The organism is Paracoccus amoyensis, assembly GCF_014490725.1.
Classification (GTDB): domain Bacteria; phylum Pseudomonadota; class Alphaproteobacteria; order Rhodobacterales; family Rhodobacteraceae; genus Paracoccus; species Paracoccus amoyensis.
This window is the reverse complement of the sequence record NZ_JACOQL010000003.1, coordinates 512,791-527,609: the sequence shown is the minus strand read 5'-3', so window position 1 is coordinate 527,609 and position 14,819 is coordinate 512,791. Positions and strand designations below refer to the sequence as shown.

Below are 14,819 nucleotides of genomic sequence, written 5' to 3'. Positions count from 1 at the left end.
ATCAGCTCCGATCCGTTGCCAGCCGGAAGGCGACATATGTCAAAAATACGCCGATCGACGCCTCGATCCAGCGGCGGGCGTGGTTATAGGCCACGCGAAAGGGCGACGATGACAGCAGCACGGCATAGGCGGCGTGGCCAGCCAGAGAGATCGCAAACGCCCCCGCGACAAAGGTCGCCACAACTGCTGCAGGCGCGCCCTGCGTCGCGCCAACGGTCGAGATCGCCAGCCAGAAGACGATGGCCTTGGGGTTGGTCAGTTGCAGAAGCAGCCCGGTCAGGAAAACCCGGCCCATGGACATGGCACGAACCCGCGCGACGACTACATCCGGCGGGCGAATGGCCTTGCTCCACGCCGTGAAGGCCAGCCATAGCAGATAACAGACCCCGGCGATGCGAATGGCCGAGGAAAGCCATGCGACCTGCTGCATCAGCAGGCCCAGCCCTTGCGTGGTGGCCAGCGCCAGACCGGCGGTGCCCACGGAAATACCAAGGGATGACATGAAGGCCGCCCACCGCCCTTCGCTAACAGCAAAGCCAAGGATCATCGCCACACCCGGACCGGGTGACGCAACTGCGACCGCCAGAATAGCATAAGCCGCAGTGAAACCCGGCAGATAGAGAACCAGCCAATCCATCATGGCTTTCCCTTGCTGCGCATCGCCATGAACATCCGTTCCAGCGGTATCCGCACCATATTGTCCAGTGCGCCCGTAAACAGGATCACCAGCGCCTGAATGACGATGATCAATTCGCGCGGAATGGTCGTCCACAGGGCAAGTTCGCCCCCACCTTGATACAGAAAGCCGAACAGCAGGGCGGCAAGGAACACTCCGAACGGATGGTTGCGGCCCATCAGGGCCACGGCGATGCCGATGAAGCCCGCCCCCTCGACCGAGTTCAGCAACAGGCGCTCAGCCTCGCCCATGACGTTGTTGATGGCCATCAGGCCCGCTAACGCGCCTGAAATCAGCATGGTGATGACGGTGATCCGCACCGGAGAGATACCGGCGTAAAGGGCGCCCGGCTCGGATTTGCCAAAGGCCCGGATTTCATAGCCAAGGCGCGTGCGCCAGATCAGCACCCAGACCAGAAAACAGATCACAATCGCGAACAGGAAGGTGATGTTCACGGGTGTGTTCTTGCCCCATTCGATCCCGAAGCCGGCGGCGATTTCCGCCAGTTTCGGCAGGTGCGTGCCCTCGGGGAAACGGGCCGAGGCCGGGTCCATGCTGCCAACCGGGCGCAGGATGTTCACCAGCACATAGTTCAGCAGCGCGGCGGCGATGAAGTTGAACATGATCGTGGTAATCACGATATGGCTGCCACGTTTCGCCTGCAACCACGCCGGAATCAGCGCCCATGCCGCACCAAACAGCGCCGCGCCGATCATCGCTGCGGGCAGCGCCACGCCCCAATGCGGCCATGGCAACGCCAGACAGACCAGCGCAACGCCCAAGCCCCCCATCATCGCCTGACCTTCGCCGCCGATATTGAACAGGGACGCATGATAGGCGACCATGACCGCCAACCCTGTGAAGATGAAATTGGTCGTGTAATACAGCGTGAAGCCCCAGCCATAGCTGGAGCCAAGCGCCCCCTCGACCATCGTTGTCAGGGCCATCCACGGGCTTTCCCCGATGGCAAGGATCACCAGCGCGGAAATCGCCATCGCAAGAACAAGCGAGATCAGCGGTGTCAGAACGACATCGGCCCATTTTGGCATCTTGTCCATCAGGCCGGCTCCTGGGGCAGTTCTTCGACATGTTTCAGGTCGGGCGGAATGCCCGCACTGTCAGGGGTGTTTTCGGTGTCAACGATGCCTGCCATCAGCAGGCCAAGTTCGCCCGTTGTCGTGCTGTCGGGCAAACGCTCGCCCATGATCCGGCCATCGAACATGACGGCGATACGGTCTGACAGCGACAGGATTTCGTCCAGTTCGACGCTGACCAGCAGAATGGCTTTGCCCGAGTCGCGTAATTCCACGATCCGTTTGTGGATGAATTCGATGGCGCCAATATCGACGCCGCGGGTCGGCTGGCCGATCAGCAGCAGGTCCGGGTTCCGCTCGATCTCACGGGCGACGACGATCTTTTGCTGGTTCCCGCCGGAAAAATTGCGCGCTGCCAGATTGGGGTTTCGGGGACGAACGTCGAAACGCTCCATTTTTTGTTCGGCGTCGAGCAGAATGGCCGCATTGTCCATCAGCAACCCTTTGTTGAATTCGGGCGCATGATGATAGCCGAAGGCCACATTCTCCCACGCTGCGAAATCCATGATCAACCCTTCGACCTGACGATCCTCGGGGATGTGGCCGATGCCGCGTGCACGGCGGGTCGCAGCGTCGGATCCGGTGCCGGTCAGGTCCAAGGTCTCGCCGTTCATCCGAACGGATCCACTGATCTTGCTGCCTTTTTCGGGATAGCCGCCCAACAATTCCAGCAATTGTGTCTGGCCGTTGCCTGAGACACCGGCGACCCCCAGAATTTCGCCCGCGCGGATGTCGAAACTGATGCCACGCAGGCGTTCCACGCCGTCGGCGTCAACCAGCTTCAGGTCGCGGACTTCCAGAATGGGCGCACCCGGGTTGGCAGGAGCCTTGTCCACGTTCAGCAGAACCTTGCGGCCGACCATCAGTTCGGCCAATTCCTCGGGGCTGGTTTCGGCGGTCTTGACCGAGGCTACCATTTCGCCGCGGCGCATCACGCTGACATTGTCGGTGATTTCCATGATCTCACGCAGCTTGTGGGTGATCAGGATGATCGTTTTCCCCTCGGCCTTCAGCCCTTCAAGGATGCGGAACAGGTGGTCTGCCTCGGCAGGGGTCAACACACCGGTCGGCTCATCAAGGATCAGGATATCCGCCTGACGATACAGTGCCTTGAGGATTTCGACCCGCTGTTGATGGCCGACGGACAGTTCTTCGATCGTCTCATCGGGGTCGACGTTCAGCTGGTATTCCTGGGCAAGCTGTTTCAGCACGCCCCGCGCCTTGGAAAGTGACGTGCGCAACAGCGGACCATCCTCGGCCCCAAGGATGATATTTTCCAGAACTGTGAAATTTTGAACCAGCTTGAAGTGCTGAAACACCATGCCGATCCCCGCACGGATCGCGGTCTGGCTGTCAGTGATTGTGAGAGTGTTGCCGTTGACCTGAATTTCGCCGCTATCGGGTTTATAGAATCCGTAAAGAATAGACATCAGCGTGGATTTGCCCGCGCCGTTTTCGCCGATGATCCCGTGGATCGTGCCCTTTGGCACCCGAAGGCTGATGTTCTTGTTGGCCTGAACAGGACCGAACGATTTGGAAATCCCGCGCAATTCGATTGCGGCAGGGGCGGCCGCATCGGACCGCCCCTTTTGTTCGTCAACGGCGCCCGCCATCAGCTTGCCGGGCAGCTATTGTCAGACATGTAGTCATGCACCTTGATTTCGCCCGAGGCGATTTTCGCCTTGGCGTCGTCAAGGCCGCCTGAATTTCCGGCGTCACCAGCGGCTGGTTGGATTCGTCGATGGCGACATCAACACCACCTGCGGCAAGATCCATAACCTTTACACCCGGCTCAAGCTCTGTCCCGGCGGTGAAGGCATCGAACACGGCGTTGTCCACGCGTTTGACCATCGAGGTCAGGACTTTGCCCGGATGCAGGTGGTTCTGGTTGCTGTCGACACCAATCGACAGGATGCCTTCGTCGGCAGCAGCTTGCAGAACGCCGATGCCGGTGCCGCCAGCGGCTGCATAAATCACATCAGCGCCCTGCGAATGCTGGGCTTTCGTCAATTCACCGCCCTTGACCGGGTCGTTCCAGGCGGCAGGCGTTGTGCCGGTATAGTTCACCAGAACCTTGCCGTCAGGCGCTGCGGACTTGAAGCCCTGAGCAAAACCGCATTCGAATTTGTGGATCAGCGGAATGTCCATCCCACCGATGAAACCTACGGTTTTGGACTGCGATACCATCGCGGCCATGATGCCCGCCAGATAGCTGCCTTGTTCTTCGGTAAAGACCACCGACTGCACATTGGGCTGTTCCACGACCATGTCGATGATCGCGAACTTGGTGTCGGGATAATCGGGTGCAATCTTGGTCAGCACGTCCGAGAAGGCAAAGCCGGTCATGACGATTGGGTTCGCACCGGTTTCGGCCAGACGACGCAGTGCCTGTTCGCGCTGTGCTTCGGACTGCATTTCCAGTTCTTTATAGCTGCCGCCGGTTTCTTCGACCCACCGTTGCGCACCGTTGAAGGCGGCCTCATTGAAGGATTTGTCGAATTTTCCACCCAGATCATAGATCAGCGCAGGCTCGGCCATGGCCAGACCCGACGACAAAGCCGTCAGTGCCGCGCCTGCCAGAAGCGATTTCATCAGGGACATAGGAACCTCATCCTGTTGTTGCAGGCGATTCATGTCGCCCGTTCAATGCACCAATTTGGGCTGATAGGCGCCAAGCGGTCAACCGGATTATTCGGCAGGTCTGAACGATAACTGCATGATGATAGCATCCAAATCAGGGCCATAGTAGCGGCGTCGTTGCCCGATTTGTTGCCAGCCAGTTGCCCGGTACAGCGCAAGCGCGGGGTCGTTATTCGCCGCGACTTCCAGAAAGGCGGTCGCGGCCCCCCTGTCGCGTGACGCGGCGTCAAATTCCATCATCAGAGCGCGACCAGTGCCTGTTCGGCGGGCATTGGGGGTGACAGCGACGGTCAACAATTCTGCCTCATCAGCAACAACGCGACCGATCAGAAAGCCGGCGGGACGGGTCAAAAGGAAAGCGCCGGTCGTCGTCAAGATACTGGCGAAATCGGCCTCGCTCCACGGGCGGGGGGTCGTGAAGCAAGCTGCGTGCAGCCGGGCAAGTTCGACGGGTGTCATGGCAAAATCAGCGGTGCCGGATCGCGGGACGGGGCTGCATCGGCGGGGCGCAGATAGATCGGTGCCGGGCGCGGATGCAGGCGGTCGCGATGTTGCAGCGCCAAACGGGCAATCGCCTCGGCAGTCGGGGTTGTTGGCGTTGATGCGTGTGGCCCCGCAGGCAGATCATCGGCTGTCGCTTGTAGCGGCACGCCGATCGCATCTGCGTCGAAATCCTGCCAGACCACCTGATCCTTGCGCAAGGGCAGGACGATCCGGCAGGGGCGCGGCAGGCCAAAGGCTGCGGCTTCGGTGGCGCTGATGCCGATGGCCGGGATCCCCAGTGACAATGCCAACCCGCGCGCTGCTGCCACGGCGATGCGAATGCCGGTGAAATTGCCAGGGCCGATGCCCACGCCAATGACGGATATATTCTGCCAACCAAGGCCGCCTGCCGCCAGAACTTCCTCGAGCAACGGGAAAAGTCGTTCCGCCTGACCCTTGGCCATGTCTTCGTGACGGGATGCCAGAACCTGGTCGCCGCACAGCAAAGCGGCCGCGCAATGCGCGGCCGATGTGTCAAAGCCCAACGCGATCGGATCAGGCAACCGGGCGAACCTCGATCACTTCGGGGATATAATGGCGCAGAAGGTTTTCAATCCCCATTTTCAGGGTCAGGGTCGAGGACGGGCAGCCAGCGCAGGCCCCCTGCATGTGCAGATAGACGATGCCGCGATCAAAGCCGTGGAAGGTGATGTCGCCACCATCCTGCGCCACTGCGGGACGGACGCGCGTATCCAGCAGTTCCTTGATCTGAACGACGATTTCGGCGTCCTCACCCTCATGGCTTGCATGACCCGCATTGGCAGGCGCGTCGCCTTCGATAGCATCGGCACCCGACTGAAAATGCTCCATAATTGCGCCAAGGACCGAGGGCTTCAGATGATCCCACGGCACATCGTCACCCTTGGTGACGGTCACGAAATCGCGGCCCAGAAAGACGCCGGTCACACCCTCAACGGCAAAAATACGGCTGGCGAGGGGGGACTTTGCGGCGGTGTCCGCAGCGGGAAAATCAGCCGTGCCGGTGGCAAGGACGATGTCGCCCGGAAGAAATTTCAGGGTGGCGGGGTTTGGCGTGGTTTCGGTCTGGATGAACATCGGGGCGCTCCTTTGTCACCGATATGGCGACGCTTGGCCTGTCGGTCAAGTTTTCAGGCCCATATATGGCCATATGGATGTCGTCTGCTACGTGATCGCTTCCAGCCGCTCTTTCGACAGATCGCTGGGCACAATCGTGATCGGGCAGGGTAGGTTGTTTTCGCGCATCAGCCGCGTCAGGATTGGGTTCTGCGCGGATTTGTCGGCAGAGTTCAGGCCGACTGCAAGGATCCCGATCTCGGGGTCTTCATTCAGCAACTTGATCAGTTCTTCACCCGGATCACCCTCGCGGATGATAAGTTCGGGTTCTACTTTAGGTCTGGTCCGCATCCATTTGGCATAAACCTCATAATGCGCTTCGATTCGCTCCTGCGCCTCGGCCCGCATCACGTCAGCGACGCCAAAACCGTGCTGGATTTCCGCCGCCGGAATGACCGCAAGCACCAAGACCACACCGTCCGAGTTGGATGCGCGCATTGCCGCGAAACGCATCGCGTTCAAGCACTCGTGACTATCATCCAGTAGAACAAGGAATTTCCGCATGAAAAGGGACTTTCGCTGTGGCGATGTTCAGCCGAGAGTGGCTTATATGCCATGGTCGCGCAAGTCATTCGGCCAATTCCCGCGCGCACCAGTTTTCTTAAACATAACGATATGCTACGCGATTTGACGAACCAGAACCAACGCGAGCGGACAGCATCGTGACCATTCACCACGATTGGGACAAGGCAGAGGCTGCACGGCTTAACCGGCTGACTGCACCCAAGATGGCATGGTTCCTTGGCGAAGCAGGCGCACCCGGCGTCGAGCCGATGCCGGTGGGCAAGCGGATCTTCGATTTTTCTTTCGCGCTGCTGCTGCTGATCCCGCTATCTGTGGTCATGTGCGCTGTCGCGTTGATACTGTTGCTACTGCAGGGCAGGCCGATCTTTTATACCGCGCACCGCATGCGTTCACCTTCGGAATCCTTCACCCAGTTGAAGTTCCGCACCATGCTGCAGGACGAAGGCGATTTCGGTGCAACCGGCGCGCATAAGCACTGGCGGATTACCCCGGTCGGGCATTTCCTGCGCAAGACCCGCATCGACGAACTGCCCCAATTGTTCAATATCCTGCGCGGCGACATGAGCTTTGTCGGACCTCGTCCCCCGCTGCGTGAATATGTCGAACGTTTTCCAAGCGTTTATACTCAGGTGCTGAAAAGCCGTCCGGGGGTCACGGGTCTGGCGACGCTGATCTATCATCGCCACGAAGATCGCATCATGTCGCGCTGCAAAAGTGCAGAAGCCACAGAGATTGCCTACTATCGCCGCTGTTTGCCCGCCAAACTGAAGATTGACCTGATCTATCAGCGCCACCGCGATGTGCGGCTGGATCTGTGGATTCTGTGGAATACGCTGAAGATCGTATTCGTGCGCAAGGACGAACGTCCGCGTCGTCGCGGCCGCAACTAGGTTTATTCGCCGAACGGGTTTTCCGGATAGCCCACGCCGGTCAGATACAGACCTTGCGGTGGGCAGACCGGCCCACATTCGCCCCGATCCCTTGCTTCCAGTGCGGCGCGAACCCGGTCAGGGCTCCACCCGCCCGCACCCACACGTTCCAGCGTACCAACGATTGAGCGCACCTGATTGTGCAGGAACGATCTTGCGCGCAGAAAGAAGCGATACTCCCGGCCATGCGGGATTTCGACTTCTTCGATCGCGATCTCATCCAGCGTTTTAACCGGGCTTTTCGCCTGACAGATCGAGGATCGGAAGGTCGTGAAATCGTGCTGGCCGATCAGGAAGGCCGCACCGGCGCGCATTTTTTCGATATCCAGCGGGTTCTGAACCTGCCAAACCCGTCCCCTGCCATGCGTCAGCGGTGCGCGTCGCGCGACCAGCCGGAACAGATAGCGCCGTTCCAACGCGGAAAATCGGGCATGAAAGTCACCCGCCACCGGGGCTACTTGCAGGATCGCAACCGGCGCTGGTTTCAGATGAAAGTTCAAAGCCTCGGTCAGTCGAAAGCTGTCCCAGTCCTTTTGCAGATCGGCGTGGGCGACCTGCCCGGTCGCATGAACACCTGCATCCGTCCGACCAGCCGCGGCGATCCGGGCACCTTCTGCAAAGCCCGCATCCAGTCTGGCCAGCGCATCTTCGACCGATTTCTGCACCGATGGTTGATCGGCCTGCGCCTGCCATCCGGCAAACGGCCTGCCGTCATATTCGATTTTCAGGGCAAAGCGCGGCATAGCGTCTCAGCGCGCTTTTTCTTTGTCTTTTGTCACGTCATAGGACAGCAGCTCGTCCAGCGTCTGTGCATCTTGACTGGTGATCGCGGCGGGTTCCGATGCCCGCACGCCCTCACGCTCCAGCCTGTCGCGCAGGACTGAGATTTCGATATCCAGATCATCCCGGTCGCTGTTCAGCATCTTGCGCGACCGAGCCTTGAAATCTTTTTCCAGATCATCAAGGAATTTTTCGTAGGAAGCACGGATTTCCTGATCTCGGGTGCGGGCATACAAGTTGGCGAACTTGATCGTCGCATCGCGCGCACCCATCAGATAAATGCCCATATAGCGCCGCGCCCCGGACAAATCGCCGGGATTGTCGCGCACACGGTCGAACAGTTCATCGACGGTCGCGGCGAACATGGCGACGCGCCCTTCCAGACGCCTGTCGCCGGCGCGCAAGATAGCATCTTTCATTTCCGCCAGCAGGGCTTCACCTTCATCGACCATGCGTTGCGCGCGATCCTGTTGGAAGCTGTCAACACCGGTCGCACCCTTGTCACGCAGTGGATCTGCGCCAAAGGACAGAAAATGCAGCGCCATTCCGGCAATGCCAACCAGCACGCCACCTGTCACGGCCTCGGGTGCGGCTGCGCCGACGCCCAGACCAACGGCGGCCAGAAGCCCACCAAACAGCTTGCGTGGAATTGCGGGGCGACGGGCGACGCGGCGCACCTGATATGCGGCCTCGGCCACCAATCCTTCGCGGGTCATCCACATCCCCGAGGCGATCAGCCCAAACGCGGCAAGGTCAGAGATCATGCCCACAGGCGCCTGAAAGAAGGCATTCAGCAAGAAAGGGGTCGCCGCGATCGTCACCCATTTGGGGCGCGATTCCAGCGGATGCCGGATGGGCGCGGGTGGCATGGGCGTCGACGCCTGATTGCGGTGGTCACGGTGCGAGCCGTCGGGCGAATATCGCCCGCCATAGCGATTGGCCATGCCGTCCCTCTTATCCAGCGCCCAACATCGACGCATACAGCGTCAACAGGACCAAAAGATAGAAACTTAGCCTTTGCATCGCTTTGCGCGACATTCGCATCCTTTCCGTTGGGCCGAAATGGCCGCTTTCACCCTTTATATCGGTATCGCAACACGGATTGCAAAGAGCGTCGGGCGTTAATCAGCGCGAAACATCTGATCCAAGGCTTTGGTCAACGGGGTGCTGTCCTGCAATTCCAGCCGCACTGGCACCGCCATGACTTTTGAGCGGAAGCTGCGGGGCAGGCGGGCGGCGTCTTTTTCCGTGGTGACCATTTGCGCATCATGCAGTCGCGCTTCGGTTTCCAACCGGGTCAGCAACGCCGGAGTGAAGGGTTGATGATCATCCAACGCTTCTGCCCGGATCACCTTTGCGCCCAACGCGGTCAATGTCGCAAAAAACTTCTCTGGATGGCCAATCCCGGCAAATGCCAGAACGCGGTGATCGGTCCAGTCAAAGCCCATTTGCAGCGGCTTCAGTTCGGCCCGCAAGTGGGGCGGTGTTGTCGCGGGCGACGTGAAGTGCGCCTGTGCGTCAGGCGATCCGATGGATAGAAGAAAATCAGCGCGCGCCAGACCAATCTCCACGGGTTCGCGCAAGGGACCGGCGGGCAGGCACAAACCATTGCCGAACCCCTTGGCCGCATCGACGACGACAAGCGACAGGTCATGGGCCAATGCGGGATCCTGAAAACCATCATCAAGGATGATCGCCTTTGCGCCCGCAGCCACAGCGGCCTTTGCCCCGGTCAGCCGGTCGTCACTGACCCAGACGGGTCCGAATGCGGCCATCAACAGCGGCTCATCCCCGACCAATGCGGCGTCATGCGCGGCCTCTTGCACCATGATCGGTCCTTTGGCACTGCCGCCATAGCCGCGCGACACGACATGCGCATCAATTTTTCGCGCCATCAGAGTTTGTTGCAGATGAATGACGGTCGGGGTCTTGCCTGTGCCGCCTGCATTCAGGTTACCAACGCAAATGACCGGAACACCGACACGTGCCCGCGCACCATCAGCCAATCTGTGGGCGGTTGCGCGGGCATAGATTGCACCGAGGGGAGACAGCAATCGCGCGGTCAGGCTGGGCGGCGTGTGATACCAGAATGCGGGTGCGCGCCTCATTTTCGTTCCTTTACCAGAAGATCCAGCACCGGCGCACAAATGCGGTTGGTGACGTCCGCGCCGCCTGTGCTGACGATCCAGGCATTGCTGGCCAGGGTCGCGATATGCTCGGGCAATGTCAGTTCGGCGATTGCGGTGGCCAGATCATTCGCGTCGCTGACCTGACGCGAGGCCTTGGCCCCCTGCAACTGCTGCCATTGGGTCGGATACTGGCCCGTGACCGGCCCATGAACGATGGCAGAACCAAGGGCCGCTGGTTCAAACGGATGTCGCGTTTCGGCATCTTCGCCAGACAGTGTCCCGCCCATATAGGTGACAGGCGCAAGGCGATACCACAGCCCCATTTCCGTCGCGCCATCCGTCAACATCACCTGAACCTCATCGGTTGGATCTTCGTCCAGGGTGCGGCGCGCTACGGTCAGGCCCGACGCTTCGATTTCGGCGGCAAGATCGTCGATCCGGTCGGGATCAAGCGGTGCCAGGAACAACAGCGCCCGATGTGACTGCCGCAAAGCGGCTTGATGCGCTTCCAGAACCGCCTGTTCTTCAGCTTGTGGAACCGACGCTGCAAACCAGGCGTGCCGCCCCTGCATCAACGCGGCAAAAGCCGACCGCTCCTCCTCGACATAGGACAATGGTTCGCGAATTTCAGCGACGGGACCCGTCATCACGAGTTTGTCGCGGGGCACGCCCATCCGCAGGGCAATGCGCTGGCTGGTCTGATCCGTGACAAGGACCAGTTTCACCTTGCGCAACAATTCGCGACGCATCGCGCTGCGCATGCTCCAGCCGGTATCGGTGCGGTCGAAGCGGGCTTCGGCCAGGATGACCGGGATGCCTTTTCGGCTTGCGGCCTCAATTTGCGCTGCTGGTAGATCGGTGCCCAGCAGCAGCAGGGCAACAGGGTTTGCGGTATCCATCAAGGCTTCCGCGGTTGTCAGGCTATTGCCCGTATCGGCAAGATACTGATCGTCAATCCGAAGGATACGCAGATCGGGCCGTGCCCGTTGCAGGCGTTTTTGAACCTGTTCCAGCGCGATTGCGGCATCCGGCGACGGCCTTATCAGCAGCAATGGACCGTCAGCTTCGGGCAAGGAAAGCAGAGGGCGGTCCGCGCTGGGCTTGCGCAGTTCCAGCCAAAGTGCCAGACGCCCGATCCTCCAGCTTTCTGATGCCATGCCGTATCGTCCAATCGAGCAGAAAGGTTAGCCGCGAACGTCCAGTTCTTCGGTTGCGCTGGCGGCGGTTTCTTCGTCCCGCAGGCGGTGCAGATGGGCGATGAAATAGCGGGTATGGGCGCTGTCAACGGTGCGCTGCGCCTCGGCCTTCCAGGCGCTATAGGCGGATTCGTAATTCGGAAAGATGCCAACGATATGGATATTGTCCACATCGCGAAACTGCGTTGATTGAGTGTCGGTCAACTCGCCACCGAACACCAGATGAAGACGCTGGCTCATATTAGCCTCCGTAAGTGCGTTTATGGGCGGAACCTAGCCTGCAAGCCGTGCAAGAAAAAGCCGAGACAGGCAAAAAACTAATCAGTTTAGATTTGTGAATGCGTCACGCATGAGGTATTATCTTAAGTGCAGTGTTGAACGTCATCCAATCCCCATTGGAAGTCATGACACGATGCTGCGACCAATTGATGTCCCGGCCGGGGTGTGACCGGGACATTATTTTCTTGTGGCGGATGGATGTCAGCGACAGATATCAGCGACCGGCCATTTCCATGACAACTTTCCACTCATCTTCGGTTACGGGTTGCACCGAAAGACGGGTATTCTTGACCAGTGCCATGTCTTTCAGGCGTGGCTCCGTCTTGGCTTGATCCAGTGATACCGGGCTGGGCAATGGCTCGATCGCCTTGATGTCCACGCATTCCCATTTTGGATCATCCGCCTTGGAATCGGGGTGCGCCTCGGCAATCACTTCAACGATGCCGACGGCCTCTTTCCCGATATTCGAATGATAGAACAGCCCGCGATCACCGATTTTCATGGCCCGCATCATATTGCGCGCCTGATAATTGCGCACACCGTCCCATTCTTCTCCCTGATCGCCTTTGGCAACCAGATCGTCCCAGCCGAAAACATCAGGCTCTGATTTGAACAGCCAGTATTGCATCAGCCAATGACCTTTTTCCACTCGATGATTTCGACGCTTTCAAACAACCCTGCTGCCTTGTAGGGGTCGTTGGCAGCCCAGTTTTGCGCAGCTGCCAGATCATCGGCTTCCACGATGACCAGCGACCCGCGCATGTCCCCTTGTTCGATCAGCGGACCGGCCATGGCGACGATACCGCTCTCCTTGATATAGCCCAGATGAGTGTCACGGGTGTCCAGACGGATTTGTAGCGCACCGGGCTTATCCCGGCAGATCACGGCGAAAAGCGGCATTCATTCCTCCTTCAGGGGGCGGGTCATCAAAGATTCGGCGGCTGTTTTCACGGACGCACCGCCTTGGGCAAGTTTGGCAACCATCGCGGCGATGGGCATGTCCAGATCCAGCTTGACGCCAAGCGCGGAGACGGCGCGGGCGGTCGCTGCACCTTCGACAGTGGTCGAGGGGTCGAATTCCTCGCCTTTGCCCAACGCCTGTCCAAAGCGGAAATTCCTCGATTGGGCCGATGTGCAGGTCAATGTCAGATCGCCCAAGCCCGATAAACCTGCCAGTGTTTCGGCCCGCGCTCCCATATGGGTTGCCAGCCGGGTCATTTCGGCGAAGCCACGGGTGATGATCGCTGCGCGCGCGCTGTCGCCAAAGCCCGCGCCAATCACCACGCCGGCGGCGATCGCAATCACGTTCTTTAACGCTCCGCCAAGCTCGGCGCCGGTGACATCGTTGCTGCGGTAAAGCCGCAGGACCGGCGTGGACAGCATCTTCTGCAAGTCGACCGCAGCAGCGTCATCCCCGCAGGCCAGCGTCAGTGCCGTGGGCAGGCCCCGTGCGATATCGGCAGCAAAGGAGGGGCCGGTCAGAACAGCAACCGTTGCATTCGGACAGGCTTCGGCGATCAGGATCGAGGGGCCGGTCAGACGTTGCAGATCAATCCCCTTGGCCGTGCTGACAAGCCGTTTGCCGTCAAGCCGTCGGGCATGCTGATCCAGAAAGCTGCGCAAGGCCTGTGCCGGAAGCGCAAGCAGGATTGTATCCGCCTTGGTCGCTGACGCCAGATCATTGGTCAGCACAATCTGATCGGGCAGGGTGACGCCGGGAAGCCGAGGGTTTTCGCGCCCCCAATCAATATCGCGCCCCCATAGGGTGACAGAACCATTCGCCGCCAACGCGACCGCCAATGCGGTTCCAAAGGCGCCCGAGCCAAGGATTGTCACATCGTTCATGCCTTGGCCCCTTTCTTGCCGCTCCCCAGCATGGGTGCGGCGTTGCGATCAAGCGGCCAGCGGGGGCGTGCGGCCAGATCCATTCCATCGTGATGGCCAAGGCGGAAACGCTCGATCCCGGCCCAGGCGATCATGGCACCATTATCCGTGCAAAGGCGCAAAGGGGGCGCTAAGAACTTTGCGTCCGCGTCATGGGCCACCCGCTCTAACGCGGCGCGGATCGTGCGATTGGCGGCGACACCGCCCGCGACGGCCAAAACCGGAACCGGATTGGCAGCCAGCGCCCGGCGGGATTTTTCGGCAAGAACCTCGGCCACGGCGAGCTGAAATGCGGCGCAGAGATCGCGGCGGTCGGTTTCGCGCAGACCGCCTTGCTCTGCGATCAATTGGTCGCGCAGACGCAGGGCGGCGGTTTTCAGGCCCGAGAACGACATGTCAAAGCCGGGCCTGTCCAGCAGTGGACGCGGCAGGCTGAAGCGATCAGGATCGCCCTGTTGCGCCTCGGCCTCGACCGATGGGCCGCCGGGTTGCGGCAGGGCCAAAAGCTTGGCCAGCTTGTCAAAAGCCTCGCCCGGAGCATCGTCGATGGTGCCGCCAAGGCGCGTGAAATCTTCCGGGCTGTCCACAAGCAGAAACTGGCAATGCCCGCCAGATACCAGCAACATCAGATACGGATAGTCGACGCCATCGGTCAAACGAGGCGTGAGGGCATGTCCGGCAAGGTGATTCACCCCAACCAGCGGCAATCCGGCACCGGCCGCGATCCCCTTGGCCGCCATCACTCCGGCCATGACACCACCAATCAGTCCCGGACCCGCAGTCACGGCAACACCTGAAAGGTCGCGCAAGCCTATGCCAGCTTCAGCCAGGGCTTGCTCAACAGCGATGTCCAGACGTTCGGCATGGGCACGGGCCGCGATTTCCGGCACGACGCCACCAAATTCGGCGTGCAGGGCCGTCTGACTGCTGACGACCGAGGACAAAATATGCCCGTCGCCCCGGACGATGGCCGCCGCCGTGTCGTCGCAACTGCTTTCGATGCCAAGAAAGATGATATTGTCCATGCTCTTGCCGGGCGAGGGATTGAT

At 60.1% G+C, this 14,819-nt stretch carries 17 protein-coding genes and 1 pseudogene; 1 reads left to right on the top strand and 17 read right to left on the bottom strand.

Features of this window, described 5'->3' with window-relative positions; all coding sequences use genetic code 11:
* Window position 1: 1 nt before the first annotated feature.
* The 8 genes and pseudogenes from H4P12_RS11600 to H4P12_RS11565 all read right to left on the bottom strand — a co-directional run bounded on the left by H4P12_RS11600 (window position 2) and on the right by H4P12_RS11565 (window position 6,552).
* The gene (locus H4P12_RS11600; RefSeq protein WP_246449254.1) at window positions 2-640 is read right to left on the bottom strand and encodes a LysE family translocator; all 639 of its coding nucleotides are present in this window, start codon (window positions 638-640) and stop codon (window positions 2-4) included.
* Window positions 637-1,734 carry an ABC transporter permease gene (locus H4P12_RS11595; protein ID WP_187793822.1) on the bottom strand — a complete coding sequence of 366 codons (1,098 nt, stop codon included), beginning with the start codon at window positions 1,732-1,734 and terminating at the stop codon, window positions 637-639. Before H4P12_RS11595 ends, H4P12_RS11600 begins: the two co-directional genes overlap by 4 nt.
* On the bottom strand, window positions 1,734-3,383 hold the full coding sequence (locus tag H4P12_RS11590; protein ID WP_187793821.1) for an ABC transporter ATP-binding protein: 1,650 nt from the start codon (window positions 3,381-3,383) through the stop codon (window positions 1,734-1,736). Before H4P12_RS11590 ends, H4P12_RS11595 begins: the two co-directional genes overlap by 1 nt.
* Window positions 3,383-4,371: pseudogene (locus H4P12_RS11585) on the bottom strand (BMP family lipoprotein). Before H4P12_RS11585 ends, H4P12_RS11590 begins: the two are co-directional and overlap by 1 nt.
* Window positions 4,372-4,458: 87 nt before the next feature.
* Window positions 4,459-4,869, bottom strand: a complete 411-nt coding sequence (gene rimI / locus H4P12_RS11580; RefSeq protein ID WP_187793820.1) for a ribosomal protein S18-alanine N-acetyltransferase — start codon at window positions 4,867-4,869, stop codon at window positions 4,459-4,461.
* On the bottom strand, window positions 4,866-5,456 hold the full coding sequence (gene tsaB, locus H4P12_RS11575) for a tRNA (adenosine(37)-N6)-threonylcarbamoyltransferase complex dimerization subunit type 1 TsaB (protein ID WP_187793819.1): 591 nt from the start codon (window positions 5,454-5,456) through the stop codon (window positions 4,866-4,868). Before tsaB ends, rimI begins: the two co-directional genes overlap by 4 nt.
* A complete protein-coding gene (locus H4P12_RS11570; RefSeq protein WP_187793818.1) occupies window positions 5,449-6,009 on the bottom strand; it encodes a NifU family protein in 561 nt (186 codons plus the stop codon). The genes tsaB and H4P12_RS11570 overlap by 8 nt, the downstream gene beginning before the upstream one ends.
* Before the next feature lie 87 nt (window positions 6,010-6,096).
* Window positions 6,097-6,552: a universal stress protein gene (locus H4P12_RS11565; RefSeq protein ID WP_187793817.1), complete on the bottom strand. Its 456-nt coding sequence runs from the start codon at window positions 6,550-6,552 to the stop codon at window positions 6,097-6,099.
* Window positions 6,553-6,710: 158 nt separating this feature from the next.
* Between H4P12_RS11565 and H4P12_RS11560 the strand changes: the two genes are divergently transcribed.
* On the top strand, window positions 6,711-7,463 hold the full coding sequence (locus H4P12_RS11560; protein ID WP_343069812.1) for a sugar transferase: 753 nt from the start codon (window positions 6,711-6,713) through the stop codon (window positions 7,461-7,463).
* Between the two features lie 2 nt (window positions 7,464-7,465).
* Here H4P12_RS11560 and truA read toward each other — a convergent pair whose 3' ends face one another.
* From truA to tsaD, 9 genes are all read right to left on the bottom strand, one after another.
* A complete protein-coding gene (gene truA, locus H4P12_RS11555; RefSeq protein ID WP_187793816.1) occupies window positions 7,466-8,245 on the bottom strand; it encodes a tRNA pseudouridine(38-40) synthase TruA in 780 nt (259 codons plus the stop codon).
* A 6-nt stretch (window positions 8,246-8,251) separates the two neighbouring features.
* Entirely contained in the window at window positions 8,252-9,226 is a 975-nt protein-coding gene (locus H4P12_RS11550; protein WP_187793815.1) for a 5-bromo-4-chloroindolyl phosphate hydrolysis family protein, read from the bottom strand.
* Between the two features lie 177 nt (window positions 9,227-9,403).
* Window positions 9,404-10,390, bottom strand: coding sequence for a tetraacyldisaccharide 4'-kinase (gene lpxK, locus H4P12_RS11545; RefSeq protein ID WP_187793814.1), 987 nt, complete (start codon window positions 10,388-10,390; stop codon window positions 9,404-9,406).
* Window positions 10,387-11,568: a 3-deoxy-D-manno-octulosonic acid transferase gene (locus tag H4P12_RS11540; RefSeq protein WP_187793813.1), complete on the bottom strand. Its 1,182-nt coding sequence runs from the start codon at window positions 11,566-11,568 to the stop codon at window positions 10,387-10,389. The genes lpxK and H4P12_RS11540 overlap by 4 nt, the downstream gene beginning before the upstream one ends.
* 27 nt (window positions 11,569-11,595) lie before the next feature.
* Window positions 11,596-11,847, bottom strand: coding sequence for a DUF4170 domain-containing protein (locus tag H4P12_RS11535; protein ID WP_187793812.1), 252 nt, complete (start codon window positions 11,845-11,847; stop codon window positions 11,596-11,598).
* Between the two features lie 253 nt (window positions 11,848-12,100).
* Window positions 12,101-12,514, bottom strand: a complete 414-nt coding sequence (locus tag H4P12_RS11530; RefSeq protein ID WP_187793811.1) for an EVE domain-containing protein — start codon at window positions 12,512-12,514, stop codon at window positions 12,101-12,103.
* Entirely contained in the window at window positions 12,514-12,786 is a 273-nt protein-coding gene (locus H4P12_RS11525) for a YciI family protein (RefSeq protein WP_187793810.1), read from the bottom strand. Before H4P12_RS11525 ends, H4P12_RS11530 begins: the two co-directional genes overlap by 1 nt.
* Complete coding sequence (locus H4P12_RS11520; protein ID WP_187793809.1) at window positions 12,787-13,731, bottom strand: NAD(P)H-dependent glycerol-3-phosphate dehydrogenase; 945 nt, start codon at window positions 13,729-13,731, stop codon at window positions 12,787-12,789.
* Window positions 13,728-14,795 (bottom strand): tRNA (adenosine(37)-N6)-threonylcarbamoyltransferase complex transferase subunit TsaD, encoded by a 1,068-nt coding sequence (tsaD, locus tag H4P12_RS11515; protein ID WP_187793808.1) that lies wholly within the window; start codon window positions 14,793-14,795, stop codon window positions 13,728-13,730. The genes H4P12_RS11520 and tsaD overlap by 4 nt, the downstream gene beginning before the upstream one ends.
* Window positions 14,796-14,819 lie beyond the last annotated feature (24 nt).